The organism is Sulfitobacter dubius (assembly GCF_027214245.1).
In the GTDB taxonomy this organism is placed as follows: Bacteria; Pseudomonadota; Alphaproteobacteria; order Rhodobacterales; family Rhodobacteraceae; genus Sulfitobacter; species Sulfitobacter dubius_A.
This window is the reverse complement of sequence record NZ_JAPWHM010000005.1, coordinates 22,425-38,433: the sequence shown is the minus strand read 5'-3', so window position 1 is coordinate 38,433 and position 16,009 is coordinate 22,425. Positions and strand designations below refer to the sequence as shown.

Below are 16,009 nucleotides of genomic sequence, written 5' to 3'. Positions count from 1 at the left end.
CTAGATTGTTTTGCAACTTTTCATTTTGCTTAAGCGCTGCTGTATTGAATTTGCAAATTTGCAAAATTGCTCTTTGGTCAGTTGCCCTCCTCCGATAGACTGGCCGAAATCACAATAGGGGTGCGTCATGAAAGACATTCTCGAACAACTGGAGCGGCGCCGCGAAGATGCGCGTTTGGGTGGCGGTCAGGCGCGGATCGATGCGCAGCACGGTCGCGGCAAGCTCACCGCACGGGAGCGTGTCGATCTGCTGCTCGACGAAGGCTCGTTCGAGGAATTCGACATGTTCGTCACCCACCGCTGCACCGATTTCGGCATGCAGGATCAAAAGCCCGCAGGTGATGGCGTGGTCACCGGTTGGGGCACGATCAACGGCCGCCTCGTCTATGTTTTCAGTCAGGATTTCACCGTCTTCGGCGGCTCCCTTTCGGAAACCCACGCTCAGAAAATATGCAAGATCATGGACATGGCGGTGCAGAACGGCGCGCCCGTGATCGGCATTAACGATTCCGGCGGCGCACGTATCCAAGAAGGCGTGGCAAGCCTCGCGGGCTATGCGGAGGTTTTCCAGCGCAACATCGAAGCCTCCGGGGTGATCCCGCAGATCAGTGTCATCATGGGCCCCTGCGCGGGTGGCGCGGTCTACTCGCCCGCGATGACCGACTTCATCTTCATGGTCAAAGACAGTTCTTACATGTTCGTCACTGGCCCCGACGTGGTGAAAACCGTCACCAACGAAGTCGTCACCGCCGAGGAATTGGGCGGCGCCTCGACCCACACGCGCAAATCCTCTGTCGCCGATGCAGCGTTCGAAAACGACGTCGAAGCGCTGGCCGAAGTGCGCCGCCTCGTCGATCTGCTGCCCGCCAACAACCGCGAAAAACCCCCGGTCCGCCCCTTCTTCGACGATCCCAACCGGATCGAACCCTCGCTCGACACGCTGGTGCCCTCCAACGCCAATACCCCCTATGATATGAAGGAACTGATCCTCAAACTGGCGGATGAGGGCGACTTTTACGAAATCCAAGAGGAATTCGCCAAGAACATCATCACCGGTTTCATTCGTCTTGAAGGCCGTACCGTCGGCGTGGTCGCCAACCAGCCGATGGTGCTGGCGGGCTGCCTCGACATCGATAGCTCGCGCAAAGCGGCCCGTTTCGTGCGGTTCTGCGATGCTTTCGAAATCCCGATCCTGACCCTCGTAGACGTGCCTGGCTTCCTGCCCGGCACCGGCCAGGAATTCGGCGGCGTCATCAAACACGGCGCGAAACTGCTCTTCGCCTATGGCGAGGCGACCGTGCCGATGGTCACCGTCATCACGCGCAAAGCCTATGGCGGCGCCTATGACGTAATGGCCTCCAAACACCTGCGCTCGGATTTCAACTACGCATGGCCCACCGCCGAAGTCGCCGTAATGGGGGCCAAAGGCGCGACAGAGATCATCCACCGCAAGGACCTGAACGATCCCGAAAAGATCGCCAAACACACGAAGGATTACGAGGACCGTTTCGCCAATCCCTTCGTCGCCGCCGAGCGCGGTTTCATCGACGAGGTGATCCAGCCCCGCAGCACCCGCAAACGGGTCGCCCGCGCTTTCGCGTCACTGCGCAACAAAAAAGTGCAGACCCCGTGGAAGAAACACGACAACATCCCGCTCTGAGCACCATCATGCAGCTTCATCCTTTCTTAAATACCGATCCCACCGAGGCCGCGCGCGGAACCCTCGGCGGACTGGGTGGTTTTCCTTGCAAAGGAGGGCCGGATCATGCCGAATTCATCGATCAAGGACGAAGAGACCTACAAATCTCTGCGCGAGGATGGGGCGAGCAAGGAGAAAGCCGCCCGCATCGCCAATGCGCAGGCCAACGACAGCCAGCATCCCGGCAAGAAGGGGGGCAAGCAGCCACCCTACGAGGATTGGATCAAAGACGACCTCTACGACCGGGCGCAGGAACTCGGGATCGAGGGGCGTTCGGATATGGACAAGGATGCACTGATCGACGCTTTGCGCGATCACTAGGTGCTCTGCTGCGCCGGGCTTGCCTGCCAGCTTTGCTGGCGGGGGGGCTCGCGTCTCCAGCTCGGGCGATTGACGTTCCCTCGGGGCAAGTGATTGACTTGCAAGAGGTTCTTGTTGAGGAACTGGGCGGTGAGACCTGGCTGCGCTTTCGGTTCATCGCGCCGCAGATCGCCAAAGGGCCGCAGGCCATCGCCTATGACCTCGCCGCTCCGGACATGGAGCATCTCTGCGCGGTGGTCGCCCTCCCTTACATGACCGAACATGCGCTTGCGGGGCAGGTGATCGTCGTCTCCCTTGCTGACCGCCCGGTGGAATTCGGCGCGGTCGACCCCGAGGCGACCCAATATTTCGAAGCTTTCCGCGCCCAAGATGACGCTTGCATCTGGGAGGGTTTGTGATGCGCAGGCAAGAACTTGCAAGAATCCGCCGATCCTCCGATTGGAATGATGCTTTGGAGTCACAACGCGACCGATTGCGCTTGCAACCGTATCCATTGCTATGTGAATCGCATATGATGCGGTCAAGGAATACCCACGTATCCCTTACCTCAGAACCCGGGCTTGGCCGGCATGTTGCCGCGTCAGGTTCATTTAACACTAATAGGAGATATATATGTCCAAGAGCATCAAGTTGCTGGCAGCTATCGGTTTCGTCGCAGCTGTTTCGGCCTGCGCACAGCAAGAAGAAGAGTTCGTCGTGGTTGAGCCCGAGCCCATCTCGGTTGAGCCCGTCTACACCGGCAAGTACAAATAATGCCGTTGCAGGGCAGGCGTTTGCGCCTGCCCTGATCCCAGCCACCCCTGCAACCGGGAGGGGTGTCTGATGCCCGCCTATATGTTAAAGCACCGCGGGTTCCCCGGGCGACTGCCCGGCACCGATTTCCAATTCACAATTCGCCGTCCGAACCCCAAGGGGGTCACGCCCATCACCCGGCGTGAGCGTCGCCCTGACCGCCGCGCTCCGGACCGTCGCGCTGACACCGCTTTTGTCAAAGCCCTGTGGGAAGCCTTTGGCGAGCATCCTTTCGAGCGTGGCAATCTGGATGCGGGCCGTCTGTCATGGCTCTTTGGCCGCGAGGTGCTGCCAGCCACCGATCCCTTTGATCCCGCCGATTACGAAGCTTTGCTCGTGCTTGATGTGGCCGCAGCCCGTGCCGCCTTCCCCGAAGCTTTCGAGGGTTGATCGGCATGATGTCGCCCCGCCTCTACGCAGATCAGCACAGCCTTGCCGAAGCCCGGCCGCCCCAAAGGGCGTGCTTGGCGCAGGCTCAGGCTTGGGGCAGGTTTTGCGTGGCTGGCGGCGCGTCTTTTGCTCTTCGTGCCGTCGGAAATGAAGACCATACCCCTTCCCCTAGCGGGCAGCTGCTGCGCAACCGCGCCGCGCTGCCCGACTTTTCGGCGGGGTGGTTTTCGCGCCACAGGGCAACGGGCCGGAAAACTGACCGGGAACTTGTCAAACGGCAGGGCGTTGGTCGGATAGTAGATAGCAGTGAAGGAACAGGCATATGTCAATTCGTAACATCATTCTCGCGCTTGGCGCGACAGCCGGTCTTGCCGCATGTGGCAACACCATTGGCGAACAGGGTTTGGGCGGCGCAGCCGTCGGCGCAGGTGCGGCAGCTGTCACAGGTGGGTCGCTGGCGCAGGGCGCAGCCATCGGCGCCGCAGCCAACGTCGGTTATTGCCAGCTTAACCCCGGCAAATGTAACTGATCTCGCCCCATTAACCGCTTTGCCTGCCATTGGCGCGGGCAGGGCGGTCTCCCCCTCCATCTTTATTTCTACAGGTACCCGCGCAGCTATGGCTGACGCGGCATTTTGCGTGGCCTGTTATCGTCAAAGGAACTGCTGATGTTTGACAAGATCCTCATTGCCAACCGGGGCGAAATCGCCTGCCGCGTGATCAAGACCGCCAAAAAGATGGGTCTGACCACCGTGGCGATCTATTCCGATGCGGATGCGCAGGCGCTGCATGTGGAAATGGCGGATGAGGCCATTCACATTGGCCCGCCCCCTGCGAACCAGTCCTATATCGTCATCGACAAGGTGATGGAGGCCGTGAAGCAATCCGGCGCGCAAGCGGTCCATCCGGGCTATGGTTTTCTCAGCGAAAACAGCAAGTTTGCCGAGGCGCTTGATGCTGTTGGCGTGGCTTTCGTCGGCCCGCCCGTTGGCGCCATTGAAAAGATGGGCGATAAGATCACCTCCAAAAAGATCGCGCAAGAGGCCGGGGTGTCGACCGTACCGGGCTATATGGGCCTGATCGAAGACGCAGATGAGGCGGTGAAGATTTCCAATGAGATCGGCTACCCGGTGATGCTCAAAGCCTCGGCAGGTGGCGGCGGCAAGGGCATGCGGATCGCTTGGAACGACGAAGAGGCTCGCGAAGGTTTCCAATCGTCCAAGAACGAAGCGGCAAACTCCTTTGGGGATGATCGGATTTTCATTGAGAAGTTCGTCACCCAGCCCCGCCACATCGAAATTCAGGTGCTCTGCGACGCGCAAGGCAATGGCATTTATCTGGGCGAGCGCGAGTGTTCGATCCAGCGCCGCAACCAAAAGGTCGTTGAAGAGGCCCCGAGCCCCTTCCTTGACGAAGAGACCCGCAAAGCCATGGGCGAGCAGGCCGTCGCTCTGGCGCAGGCCGTGGGCTATACCAGCGCGGGCACGGTGGAATTCATCGTCGATGGCGACAAGAACTTCTACTTCCTTGAGATGAACACCCGCCTTCAAGTGGAACACCCGGTGACGGAACTGATCACCGGCGTCGATCTGGTCGAACAGATGATCCGCGTCGCCAATGGCGAGAAGCTGTCGATCTCCCAAGACGATGTGACCCTGACCGGTTGGGCCATCGAAAACCGGCTCTACGCCGAAGACCCTTACCGAGGCTTCCTGCCCTCCATTGGCCGTCTGACCCGCTACCGCCCGCCGCAGGAAGTGGCCGCAGGGCCGCTGCTGGAGCAAGGCACATGGCAGGGCGATGCGCCAAGCGGCGAGATGGCCGTGCGCAACGATACCGGCGTCTATGAGGGCGGCGAGATTTCAATGTATTACGATCCGATGATCGCCAAGCTTTGCACATGGGCCCCGACCCGCGAAGAGGCGATTGAGAAGATGCGCGTGGCGCTCGACAGTTTCGAGGTTGAGGGCATCGGGCATAACCTGCCGTTTCTCTCTGCCGTGATGGATCACCCGAAGTTCGTGTCGGGCGAGATGACCACCGCCTTCATCGCCGAGGAATATCCCGAGGGTTTTGAAGGTGTTACCCTGCCCGAAGGCGAGCTGCGCCGCATCGCCGCCGCCTGTGCCGCCATGCACCGCGTAGGCGAAATTCGCCGCGCCCGTGTCTCGGGCCGGATGGACAACCACGAACGCAAGGTCGGCAGCGATTGGAACGTCAAGCTGCAGGGTGAAAACTTTGATGTGGTGACCAAGGCCGATCCCGAGGGGGCGACAGTAGCTTTCTCCGACGGCGGCGAAATGCGGGTCAGCGGCGATTGGACACCGGGCGACCAACTGGCCGAGATGACCGTGGATGGCGCGCCTCTGGTGCTGAAGGTCGGCAAAATCTCAGGCGGCTTCCGCATCCGCACCCGCGGCGCGGATCTGAAAGTCCATGTCCGCACCCCGCGTCAGGCGGAATTGGCGGCCCTCATGCCCGAGAAGCTGCCGCCCGACACCTCCAAGATGCTGCTCTGCCCGATGCCGGGCCTGGTGGTGAAACTCGACGTCGAGGTGGGCGATGAGGTTCAAGAAGGTCAAGCGCTCTGCACCATCGAGGCGATGAAGATGGAGAACATCCTGCGCGCCGAGAAGAAGGGCGTCGTCAGCAAGGTTAACGCTGGCGCGGGCGACAGCCTTGCGGTGGACGATGTGATCATGGAGTTCGAATAGGGTGCTATGCGCTGGCGATCAGGGCGGGCAGGGCGCGGGGCATCAACGGATGACGTCGCGCTCCTTTGCCTCTCTGATTTCACGCTGGCGCAGCGGCATCTTGTCGATGCTGCGGGTGATTTCGCGCACGTCCCATGGAAAGGGTTTGCGCAATTCAATCTGGCCTTCCTTGTCGACAAGCACCAGCATGAAGCCCCGCGGGCGCATTCGCAGCCTGAGCGCGCTGCGCGCGGCAGGGTCAGTATCGGTCAGCACGATGACATCACGCAGCCGCAACTCCTCCTCGCGGTCGCGGAGGTATTCCATCTGCGCGACATATGCCGGATCGTTCTCGGAATTGGCAAAGACCAGAACGGGCCGCTTTTTCCATTGGAAGGCGCTGAGATCGGCCATATCGGCGGGCAGGAACAGCGGATCCTCCATCGGGGTATCGGCCCCCTGGGCAATCGCCGTGGTGGCGATCAATCCTGCAAAAACTAGTGAGATCAAACGTTTCATCAAGGCTCCTGTCCCTTCAGATATAGGGGGCCTGTACCATTTTGCGAAGGGCAAAGCGCCGCAGGGGGCATTTATCCCCGTGAGCGCGCGCCCCGTGACAATTCAGCCGCCAGTGATGCGCAGGCCCATGCCTGCCACCCGGCGCTAAGGGAGAAGGACAAGCATATGACATCCGACCAAAAGGACGCCAAGACACGTTGGCAGGAACTGGCGACGGGCGAATTGCGCGGGCGCAGCCTCGACGATCTGACGTGGAAGACGTTGGAGGGGATCGACGTCCAGCCGCTTTACACTGCCGAGGATGTGAACGGGCTGGATCATCTGGGTGGCATCCCCGGCGAAGCGCCGTTTACGCGCGGTGTGAAAGCGACCATGTACGCGGGCCGCCCCTGGACGATCCGGCAATATGCGGGTTTTTCGACGGCGGAGGAATCCAACGCCTTCTACCGCCGTGCTTTGGCCGCCGGGCAGCAGGGTGTTTCGGTTGCTTTCGATCTGGCGACGCACCGGGGCTATGACAGCGATCACCCGCGCGTTGAGGGCGATGTGGGCAAGGCCGGTGTGGCCATCGACTCGGTCGAGGATATGAAGATCCTCTTTGACGGCATTCCGCTGGATCAGGTCTCGGTCTCCATGACGATGAACGGCGCCGTGATCCCGATCCTCGCCAATTTCATCGTGGCTGGCGAAGAGCAGGGCCACGACCGCGCCAAGCTCTCGGGGACGATCCAGAATGACATCCTCAAGGAATTCATGGTGCGCAACACCTATGTCTACCCGCCGGAGCCGTCAATGCGGATCATCGGGGACATCATCGAATATACTTCGGACCACATGCCGAAGTTCAACTCGATCTCGATCTCGGGCTACCACATGCAGGAGGCGGGCGCGAACCTCGTGCAGGAGCTGGCCTTTACCATCGCGGACGGGCGCGAATATGTGCGCACGGCCATTGCGGCGGGCATGGATGTGGACCGTTTTGCCCCGCGCCTGAGCTTCTTCTTCGCCATCGGCATGAACTTCTTCATGGAAGCCGCTAAGTTGCGTGCCGCGCGTTTGCTCTGGTCGCGGGTGATGGAGGAATTTGAGCCGAAAAACCCGAAGTCTTCCATGCTGCGGACCCATTGCCAGACCTCTGGCGTGAGCTTGGCCGAGCAGGACCCCTACAACAACGTCGTGCGCACGGCTTATGAGGCGCTGTCCGCCGTGCTGGGCGGTACGCAATCGCTGCACACCAACTCGCTTGATGAGGCAATCGGCCTGCCGACGGAGCATTCTGCCCGCATCGCTCGGAACACCCAGCTGATCCTGCAAGAAGAGACCGGCATCACTAACGTCGTCGATCCGCTCGCGGGCAGCTACTACGTCGAGAAACTGACCGCTGATCTGGCCGAAGCAGCGTGGAATCTGATCGAGGAAGTTGAAGAGATGGGCGGCATGACCAAGGCCGTGGCCTCTGGCATGCCGAAGCTCAGGATCGAGGAAGCCGCGGCGCAGCGTCAGGCGGGCATCGACCGCGGCACCGAGGTGATCGTCGGCGTGAACAAATACCGCCGCGACAAGGAAGAGCCGATCGACATCTTGGATGTCGACAACGTCAAGGTCCGCGCTGGTCAGGTGGCGCGGCTGGAGCGTATCCGGGCCGAGCGGGACGAGGACGCCTGCACCGCCGCCTTGGCGGAACTGACACGGCGGTCCGCCGAGGGCGGCAACCTGCTCGACGCGGCGGTCGAAGCCGCCCGCGCGCGCGCCACAGTGGGAGAGATCAGCATGGCGATGGAGAAAGAATTCGGGCGGCACCGGGCCGAGGTCAAAACCCTCTCAGGCGTCTATGGCGCGGCCTATGAGGGCGACGCGGGCTTTGCCGATATCCAGAAATCGGTCGATGAGTTCGCCGAGGCCGAGGGCCGCCGCCCGCGCATGCTGGTGGTCAAAATGGGCCAAGACGGGCACGATCGCGGGGCCAAGGTGATCGCCACCGCCTTCGCCGATATCGGCTTTGACGTGGATGTCGGCCCGCTTTTCCAGACCCCTGCCGAAGCGGCGCAGGATGCGGTGGACAACGACGTTCATGTTGTCGGCATCTCTAGCCAAGCGGCGGGGCACAAGACATTGGCACCGCAGCTTATTCAGGCGCTGAAGGATGCGGGGGCCGAGGATATTTTGGTGATCTGCGGCGGCGTCATTCCGCAACAGGATTACAAGTTTTTGCAGGACGCGGGCGTGAAGGCGATCTTTGGCCCGGGGACGAATATCCCGACGGCTGCGCAGGATATCCTCAAGCTGATCCGTGAGACCCGGAAGTGATGCAGGCTGAAACGGGCGCGGCCCAAACGGGCCGCGCGATCCGCCCGGCAGAGCCGCGCGATGCCGCGGCCGTGGCGGGCCTATGGAACGGTATGATCCGCGACAGCCTGTCGACCTTTACCACCGATGAAAAGACGCCACAGGATATCACCGCCCTGATCGCCACCCGCGCCGACGCTTTTTGGGTGGCCGAAGACGCAGGGCAAATCATGGGCTTTGTCACCTACGGCAGCTTTCGGGGCGGGCCGGGATATGCTGCGACGGTCGAGCATAGCATCGTGCTGGCGGACGCCGCACAGGGGCAGGGGCTGGGCCGCGGCTTGATGACGCGGGCGGAGGAGGCGGCTGCGGGGGAGGGCCATCATGTGATGGTCGCCGCGATCAGCAGCGCCAATCCGGGCGCTGTGACTTTCCATGAAAAACTGGGCTTTGCGCAGGTGGGCCGGATGCCCGAGGTCGGGCGCAAACACGGCCAATGGCTTGATCTGATCTTGATGCAAAAAACCCTGTCAGCATCCTGACTTCCCCGGTGCCAGCGGTTAAGCTGGGGGCCGAATACCAAAAGGTCAGCCCATGTCGATCTGGACGCGCATCTCCGAAGCTTTGTCAGCCCTCACCGCGGGCGAGGGGCTGTCGGCTGTCTTTGACCGTCTGCGCAGCCCGCCCGAACGCTCGGTTGCCTTTACCATCGCAGTCATCGCCTTGGGTGCGAAAATGGCCAAGGCCGATGGGCTGGTGACCCGCGATGAGGTAACGGCCTTTCGCGAAGTGTTCCAGATTGCCGAAGGGGACCAAGACGGTGCTGCGCGGGTCTTTAACCTTGCGCGGCAGGATGTCACCGGGTTTGAGGAATACGCGAAACGCATCGCTAGCATGTTCAACGACCAGCCCGAGATGCTGCATGATCTGATGGAGGGGCTGTTTCACATCGCCATGGCCGATGGCATCTATCATCCGAATGAAAACGCCTTTCTCGAAGATGTGGCTGCGATCTTTGGTTTGGGTGAAGAGGCTTTTGCCTCGCTCAAAGCGCGGTTCGTGCCCGACAGCTCGCCCTTGCCGCGCACGGTTCTGGGCATCGGCCCCCATGCCACGCTCGAAGAAGCCCGTAAGGCCTGGCGGCGGTTGGTGCGGGAGAACCACCCCGATGCGCTGGTAGCGCGCGGCCTACCGCAAGAGGCCATTAAAATGGCCGAGAAACGCATGATCGACATCAACCGCGCGTGGGAAACGATCTCGGGCAAACACGCTTGATGCGCATCGCGACCTACAATGTTGAGTGGTTCGCGAGCCTGTTTGACAGCGACAATCAGCTTTACGACGACGGCGAATGGTCGTCGCGCTATCAGGTGACGCGCGCGCAGCAAACGGCGGCTCTGGGGGTGGTTTTCGCGGCGCTGGATGCGGATGCGGTGATGGTGATCGAGGCGCCAAACCATGGGCGGCGGCAGTCGACTGTGGCCGCGCTTGAGCATTTCGCCGCGCGGTTTTCCCTACGCGCGCGGGAGGCCGTCATGGGGTTTTCCAACGATACAGAGCAAGAGATTGCGCTGCTTTATGACCCCGATAAGCTCACGGCCCGCCACGCGCCGCAGTCGGCAACCGGTGCTCCGCGCTTTGATCAGACACTACGGATTGATCTTGACGTGGATGCGACAGAGGATGCCGTGGCCTTCTCCAAACCGCCGCTGGAGTTGGAGGTGACCACGAAGACCGGGTTCGCCTTTCAGATGATCGGCGCGCACCTGAAATCCAAAGCGCCCCATGGGGCCAAGTCCGCCGCCGATGTGCTGCGCATCGCCATCGCCAACCGGCGCAAGCAATTGGCGCAGGCGATCTGGCTCAGGCGGCGGATCGACATGCATCTGGCAGCGGATCGGCCCGTGATGGTGATGGGTGATTTGAACGACGGGCCGGGGCTGGATGAATTCGAAAGCCTGTTTGGGCGGTCTTCGGTCGAGATCGTCTTGGGGGAAGGGGCGGCGGCGCTCTTTGACCCGCATGCCAGACAGGCGCTTAGCCGACGTTTGGGGGCCTCTCCCACCAGCGCGCGGTTTTGGATAGTGCCCGAAGAACGCTTCCTTCAGGCGCTATTGGACTACATCATGGTCAGCCCGCAAATTCAGGCTCGGGATGCCCGCTGGCGCATCTGGCACCCGATGGATGATCCCGCCTGCTGGCAGAACGTGGCGCTGCGCGATGCGCTGCTGGCGGCGTCAGATCACTTCCCGGTCACGCTGGATGCCGACCTTTAGGCGGGCTTGTGCCAGCGCAACGCCGCAGGACTGGAAATCCCGATTGCGCCGCCTACATGTGTTGCATGACACGTTTCATGCCCCTTATCGCCCTCTGCACGATGCTGCCGCTTGCGGCCCATGCGCAGGAGGACACCGAAGAACGCGGCCTCGGCTTGATGGAGCGCGGCGCGCAGATGTTCATGGACGGGATCATGGATGAGATGGGCCCGGTTATGGAAGGCTTCGAAGGGTTTACCGAAGCCATGCGCCCCGCCCTGCGTGATTTCGCGCGGGAGATGGGGCCGAAGCTGACGGAACTGCTGGATGAGGTTGAAGACTGGAGCGCATACCAGGCGCCCGAGATGCAGCCCAACGGCGATATCATCATTCGCCGCAAGCCGGATCATCCAATGGTGCCGCCCGAAACCCCGACCGAGCCTGCACCCCAGATCGACCTGTAGCGCAGACTATTTCGCGGCGCGCTTGCCGGTGCGCACATGCACTTCGGCTTCGAGTGATTTGGCAAGCGAGTTCAGCCGCGCCTCTGCAACTTCGCCAAAGAGGGGCACCATGTCAGGTGTCAGCCACAGTTCCAATTGCTTTTTCTTGGGGAACCAGCGCAACTCGCCGCGTTGCTCGTTTTTGTCCATCCACAGCATCGCGCCAAAGCGCATGGCTTTGCCCAATATCTCGGCCTCCAACCGGGTCTTTTCGTCGACCATCTCATAAAGGTCTTCGAACCGGGTGTTTTCCCGTTTGTTGGAGTAGCGGTGCAGCAGGGCAAGCCCGAGATAGATGCGTTCCGCGTGCTTCAGCCCGCCAAGGTTGGCGCGGGTGGCGTTGTCAAAACAGGTCTCGGCGCGGTAGTCGGGATGCGCGCGCCAGCTAACGTCATGGAGCAAGCAGGCCGCTTTGACCAACCGCCTGCGCGCATGGGGGGCAGAGCGGTAGAGCGGCAGGATGAAGTTATAGAGCACCTTACCAAAGCCGGGCATCCGCGCGTCTTTGGCCTCGGCGAAATAGCAGGCTTCGATCAGTGGGTCGCGGTCGCGCAGACGTTGCGGCATCTGCTCATAGAGCATGCCTTCGCGGATGCCGTAACTGGAAATGGCGATATCTTTGGGGCGGAAGGTTTTGACCAGACGGCTCAGCACCTCGGCGGCATAGGGCACCAGCGACATCCGGCTGGACGACACGTTACAGGCATTGCGCAGTTCTTCGAGATCAGAGGCTTGGATGAATTTCACCGTTTCGCGGACCGAGGTGACGGTCATGCGGTATTCATGCAGCACATGCAGCGGATAGCCCCGGCGGTACATGTCGATCCGCGCAATCGCTCGCCATGAGCCGCCCACAAGAAACAGCCGGTCACGCTGGTTGCCCATCTTTTCCTGAAGGCCGGTGATGACCTCTTTGATATGGGCATGCCGCCCCTTGGCACCGCCCTTGAGATCGCGCAATTTCAGCGGCCCGAGTTGCGAGGTCACCCGCCGCCCGACACGCCCACCGGAGATTTCTGCCAGTTCCATCGACGAGCCGCCGATGTCGCAGACAAGGCCGTATGCGCCAGGCCAGCCCAGCAGCACCCCTTGGGCCGAGAGCCGCGCCTCTTCCTCGCCGTCGATCACCCAGATGCGCAGGCCGGTTTCGCGCAGCACATCGGCGCAGAACTCGCGCCCATCGCTGGCATCGCGCACCGCTGCGGTGGCCACGACCGTGAGTTCCGACAGGCCCATGCCATCGGCAAGCTTGCTGAACCGGCGCAGCGCCGAGAGGGCACGTGCGCGGCCTTCGGGCGACAGATGGCCGGTCTCGGACATGCCAGCGCCCAAGGCGCACATGATCTTTTCGTTATAGAAATAGGCCGGAGAGCGGGCCGCGCCGTCGAACACCACAAGGCGGACAGAGTTCGAGCCCACATCCACCACGCCCACCCGCGCCAGCGCGCGCGCACCCGGATCTTGAAACAATGGTTTCGCGAAAAGGCCCAGTTCCGCCACGCCGGTCTCAGGGACGGGGGCGGCTCGGGAAGGGTCGGTCTGGTCTGCCATCAATGCTCCTGCGGGCCATCCGTTTGAGGGGATAATTGGCGCAGGGGGGCGGTGAGGTCAATTGCTAACGGGCCGCTTGCCCGGTCAATCCTCGGTATGGGTCAGCTTGGGCACATCCGACGCCCCCGCGCTGCCGCGCCCCGAGAGCGAGGGGTTTTCCATAAAGAAGCGGTGACAGTTAAACGCGAACGTCCCCTCCGGCACGGCGGGCCGGGTGAATTTACCATCCGGCCCCATGACCCAGCTTTGCGCCACGTCAGCCAGATTGGCCGCCATGATCTGGCTGGTGATCTGCGCCTTGACGGTGGGGTTCTCGATCTCGACCAAAGTCTCGACCCGGCGGTTCAGGTTGCGGCCCATCCAGTCCGCGGAAGACATGAAGACCCGCGCCTTTTTATGCGGCAGCCCATGGCCATTGCCGAAACAGACGATGCGGCTGTGTTCCAGAAAACGCCCGATGATGGATTTGACCCGGATGTTGTCCGACAGCCCCTTAACGCCGGGGCGCAGCCCGCAGATGCCGCGAATGACAAGGCTGATTTCCACCCCGGCTTGGCTGGCATCATATAGCGCATCGATCACCTCGGCGTCGATCAGGGCGTTCATCTTGGCCCAGATCACGGCAGGCCGCCCGGCGCGGGCATGGTCAGCCTCGGTGGCGATCATCTCAAGCAGGCGCGGCTTGAGCGTGGTGGGGGAGATGGCAAGGTTTTCCAACTGCTCGGGCGGGGCATAGCCGGACAGGAAGTTGAAAACTTTCGTGGCATCGCGCCCAAGGCTCGAGTCGCAGGTGAAAAGCGACAGATCCGTATAAATCCGCGCGGTAATCGGGTGATAGTTGCCGGTGCCGTAATGGGTGTAGGTCACCAGTTGATCGCCCTCGCGGCGCACCACGGTCGAGATCTTGGCGTGGGTCTTGAGGTCGAGAAAACCATAAACCACATGCGCGCCCGCGCGTTCCAAACGGCGCGACTGGCGGATATTGGCGGCCTCATCAAAGCGGGCTTTCAGTTCAACCAAGGCGGTGACGGATTTACCATCCTCGGCGGCCTCGCAGAGCGCACTGACAATCGGGCTATCGCGTGAGGTGCGGTAGAGCGTCTGTTTGATCGCCACCACATCCGGATCCCGCGCTGCTTGCGCAAGGAAGCGCACCACCATGTCGAAAGTCTCGTAAGGATGGTGCAGCAGCATGTCTTTTTGCCGGATCGCGGCGAACATATCGCCATCGTGGTCACTGACCCGCTCGGGCACCCGCGGGGTGAACTGCGGCCAAAGCAGGTCGGGCCGGGCGTCGGTCACGAGTTTTGACAGGTCGGCAATGCCCAACATGCCTTCGATTTCGATCACGTCTTGGGGCCGCACGCAAAGCTCGCGCATGACGACGGATTTCAGCTTTTCCGGGGCGCCAGCGGAATGGGTCAGCCGCACGACTTCACCACGGCGGCGGCGCTTGAGCGCGACTTCGAATTCTCGCACGAGGTCTTCGGCCTCGTCTTCCACTTCAAGGTCGCTGTCGCGCAGCACGCGGAATTCGAAATGCGCTTTGAGTTTGTAGCCCGGAAAGAGGTTGGGGATGTTGATGATCAACAGGTCTTCGAGCGGCAGGTAGCGCAGGCAACCATCGGGCGCGGGCAGAGGCACGAAGCGGTCGATCTGGCCGGGGATCGGCAGCAGCGCTTGCAGGGGGCGTTTGTCGCGGCTGCGTTCCAGTTGCAGCGCCAGCGCATAGCCGGTGTTGGGGATGAAGGGGAAGGGATGTGCCGGGTCGATGGCCAGCGGCGACAGCACGGCGAAAACTTGGTTGAGAAAGACCCCTTCGAGATGTTTGTGGTCCGCCTCGGTCAGGTCCGCGGCACGTTCGAGCATGATGTTCTGGTCGTCCATCTCGGCCATCAGATCGACCAGCACGCGCTGCTGGGACATCATCAAGTTGCGCGCGTCTTCGTTGATCAGCACCAATTGTTCACCGGGGCTCAGCCCATCGGCGGCGGCGGTGGTATTGCCCGCTTGGGCCAGTTCGCGCAGCCCCGCGACCCGCACGGTATAGAATTCATCAAGGTTGGTGGCCGAAATCGACAGAAAGCGCAGCCGTTCCAGCAGCGGTACACGCGGGTTCTCGGCCTCTTCCAGCACCCGCCAGTTAAAGTCGAGCCAGCTTAGCTCACGGTTAAAGAAACGGCCCGGCCCGGCGGTATCAAGCTCGGGCAGATCGGTGGCGGGTGGAAAGGGCGCTTGCAGGAAATCAGCTTGGGTCATGCGGGCCTCATGACATTGGAATGTAACGGGTTTGCGAATGCGAACGTTAATTATTCCAGTATCACGTGCGGGGCGGGGCGATGTCCAGCACCTGCGCGGCCAGTGCGCGGGTCAACGGGCGCTTCTGCGCAAGGCTGGCAGCATCCAGCCGGTCGACCAGCGCGATGGCGGCGGCAAAGGAACGGTTCATCCGGGTCATCAGGTAGTTGATCAGTTCCGGTTTCGGCGTCAACTGCCGGTCGGCCAGAAGCTTGACCAGCAGCGCCGAGAGCAGCGCGTCGTCCGGTGCTTCCATTTCAACCATTGTGGCGCCGCGCATCCGGCTGACCAGATCGGGCAGCGTCAGCCCCCAATGGGCCACGGGGCCGGTGCCGGTGAGCAAGAGCGCCTGACCTTCGGCCAACACGAGGTTGTGCAAGTGAAAGAGCGCCGTTTGCGCCGCCGCGTCTCCGGCGATCAGATGCACATCCTCGACGGCGAGGGGGCCGCGGGCGAGGGTGGGAATGTCGGCCTCCAGCAGCTCGGCAGCACTGATGATGCGGGCGCCCGACAGGTCCGCCCAAACATGCGTCAGATGCGTTTTGCCCGACCCTTGCGGCCCGGTCAGCGCCAGCTTGCCGCCGGCCCAACCCCGCCAGCCGTCGATCATCGCCATCGCCATGGCGTTGGAGGGGGCGACAAAGAAAGCATCGCGGCCCAGAGCCGTCCGGCTGGGCAGGTTCAACCCGAGTTGGTGGGCCAT

General features: G+C 61.8%; 16 protein-coding genes. 12 read left to right on the top strand and 4 right to left on the bottom strand.

What is annotated here, in order from left to right:
* Positions 1-127: 127 nt before the first annotated feature.
* The 7 genes from O4H31_RS13070 (at position 128) to O4H31_RS13040 (ending at position 5,915) form a co-directional block, all read left to right on the top strand.
* Complete coding sequence (locus O4H31_RS13070) at positions 128-1,660, top strand: acyl-CoA carboxylase subunit beta (protein ID WP_067630221.1); 1,533 nt, start codon at positions 128-130, stop codon at positions 1,658-1,660.
* A gap of 105 nt (positions 1,661-1,765) precedes the next feature.
* Positions 1,766-2,020 carry a DUF7218 family protein gene (locus O4H31_RS13065; protein WP_269346439.1) on the top strand — a complete coding sequence of 85 codons (255 nt, stop codon included), beginning with the start codon at positions 1,766-1,768 and terminating at the stop codon, positions 2,018-2,020.
* A 32-nt stretch (positions 2,021-2,052) separates the two neighbouring features.
* Positions 2,053-2,418, top strand: a complete 366-nt coding sequence (locus tag O4H31_RS13060; protein ID WP_269346437.1) for a DUF6497 family protein — start codon at positions 2,053-2,055, stop codon at positions 2,416-2,418.
* Between the two features lie 214 nt (positions 2,419-2,632).
* Positions 2,633-2,773 (top strand): hypothetical protein, encoded by a 141-nt coding sequence (locus tag O4H31_RS13055; protein WP_162931863.1) that lies wholly within the window; start codon positions 2,633-2,635, stop codon positions 2,771-2,773.
* A gap of 81 nt (positions 2,774-2,854) precedes the next feature.
* A complete protein-coding gene (locus O4H31_RS13050; RefSeq protein ID WP_067630248.1) occupies positions 2,855-3,202 on the top strand; it encodes a hypothetical protein in 348 nt (115 codons plus the stop codon).
* A 322-nt stretch (positions 3,203-3,524) separates the two neighbouring features.
* Positions 3,525-3,731 (top strand): hypothetical protein, encoded by a 207-nt coding sequence (locus O4H31_RS13045; protein WP_067630227.1) that lies wholly within the window; start codon positions 3,525-3,527, stop codon positions 3,729-3,731.
* A gap of 138 nt (positions 3,732-3,869) precedes the next feature.
* Positions 3,870-5,915: an acetyl-CoA carboxylase biotin carboxylase subunit gene (locus tag O4H31_RS13040; RefSeq protein ID WP_269346433.1), complete on the top strand. Its 2,046-nt coding sequence runs from the start codon at positions 3,870-3,872 to the stop codon at positions 5,913-5,915.
* 42 nt (positions 5,916-5,957) lie between these two features.
* Here the strand turns inward: O4H31_RS13040 and O4H31_RS13035 are convergent, their stop codons facing one another.
* Positions 5,958-6,413: a DUF4174 domain-containing protein gene (locus O4H31_RS13035; RefSeq protein WP_269346431.1), complete on the bottom strand. Its 456-nt coding sequence runs from the start codon at positions 6,411-6,413 to the stop codon at positions 5,958-5,960.
* Between the two features lie 165 nt (positions 6,414-6,578).
* Here O4H31_RS13035 and scpA point away from each other — a divergent pair, with 165 nt between their 5' ends.
* From scpA to O4H31_RS13010, 5 genes are all read left to right on the top strand, one after another.
* Positions 6,579-8,720: a methylmalonyl-CoA mutase gene (scpA, locus tag O4H31_RS13030; RefSeq protein WP_269346429.1), complete on the top strand. Its 2,142-nt coding sequence runs from the start codon at positions 6,579-6,581 to the stop codon at positions 8,718-8,720.
* Positions 8,720-9,241, top strand: a complete 522-nt coding sequence (locus O4H31_RS13025) for a GNAT family N-acetyltransferase (RefSeq protein ID WP_269346427.1) — start codon at positions 8,720-8,722, stop codon at positions 9,239-9,241. The genes scpA and O4H31_RS13025 overlap by 1 nt, the downstream gene beginning before the upstream one ends.
* 52 nt (positions 9,242-9,293) lie before the next feature.
* Positions 9,294-9,974: a molecular chaperone DjiA gene (locus tag O4H31_RS13020; protein ID WP_269346425.1), complete on the top strand. Its 681-nt coding sequence runs from the start codon at positions 9,294-9,296 to the stop codon at positions 9,972-9,974.
* On the top strand, positions 9,974-10,975 hold the full coding sequence (locus O4H31_RS13015) for an endonuclease/exonuclease/phosphatase family protein (RefSeq protein ID WP_269346423.1): 1,002 nt from the start codon (positions 9,974-9,976) through the stop codon (positions 10,973-10,975). Before O4H31_RS13020 ends, O4H31_RS13015 begins: the two co-directional genes overlap by 1 nt.
* Before the next feature lie 77 nt (positions 10,976-11,052).
* Positions 11,053-11,418, top strand: a complete 366-nt coding sequence (locus O4H31_RS13010; RefSeq protein ID WP_269346421.1) for a hypothetical protein — start codon at positions 11,053-11,055, stop codon at positions 11,416-11,418.
* A gap of 6 nt (positions 11,419-11,424) precedes the next feature.
* Here O4H31_RS13010 and O4H31_RS13005 read toward each other — a convergent pair whose 3' ends face one another.
* The 3 genes from O4H31_RS13005 to O4H31_RS12995 all read right to left on the bottom strand — a co-directional run bounded on the left by O4H31_RS13005 (position 11,425) and on the right by O4H31_RS12995 (position 16,009).
* A complete protein-coding gene (locus tag O4H31_RS13005; RefSeq protein WP_269346419.1) occupies positions 11,425-13,008 on the bottom strand; it encodes a Ppx/GppA family phosphatase in 1,584 nt (527 codons plus the stop codon).
* Positions 13,009-13,092: 84 nt separating this feature from the next.
* The gene (locus O4H31_RS13000; RefSeq protein ID WP_269346417.1) at positions 13,093-15,267 is read right to left on the bottom strand and encodes an RNA degradosome polyphosphate kinase; all 2,175 of its coding nucleotides are present in this window, start codon (positions 15,265-15,267) and stop codon (positions 13,093-13,095) included.
* Positions 15,268-15,328: 61 nt separating this feature from the next.
* Positions 15,329-16,009 carry an HdaA/DnaA family protein gene (locus O4H31_RS12995; RefSeq protein WP_269346415.1) on the bottom strand — a complete coding sequence of 227 codons (681 nt, stop codon included), beginning with the start codon at positions 16,007-16,009 and terminating at the stop codon, positions 15,329-15,331.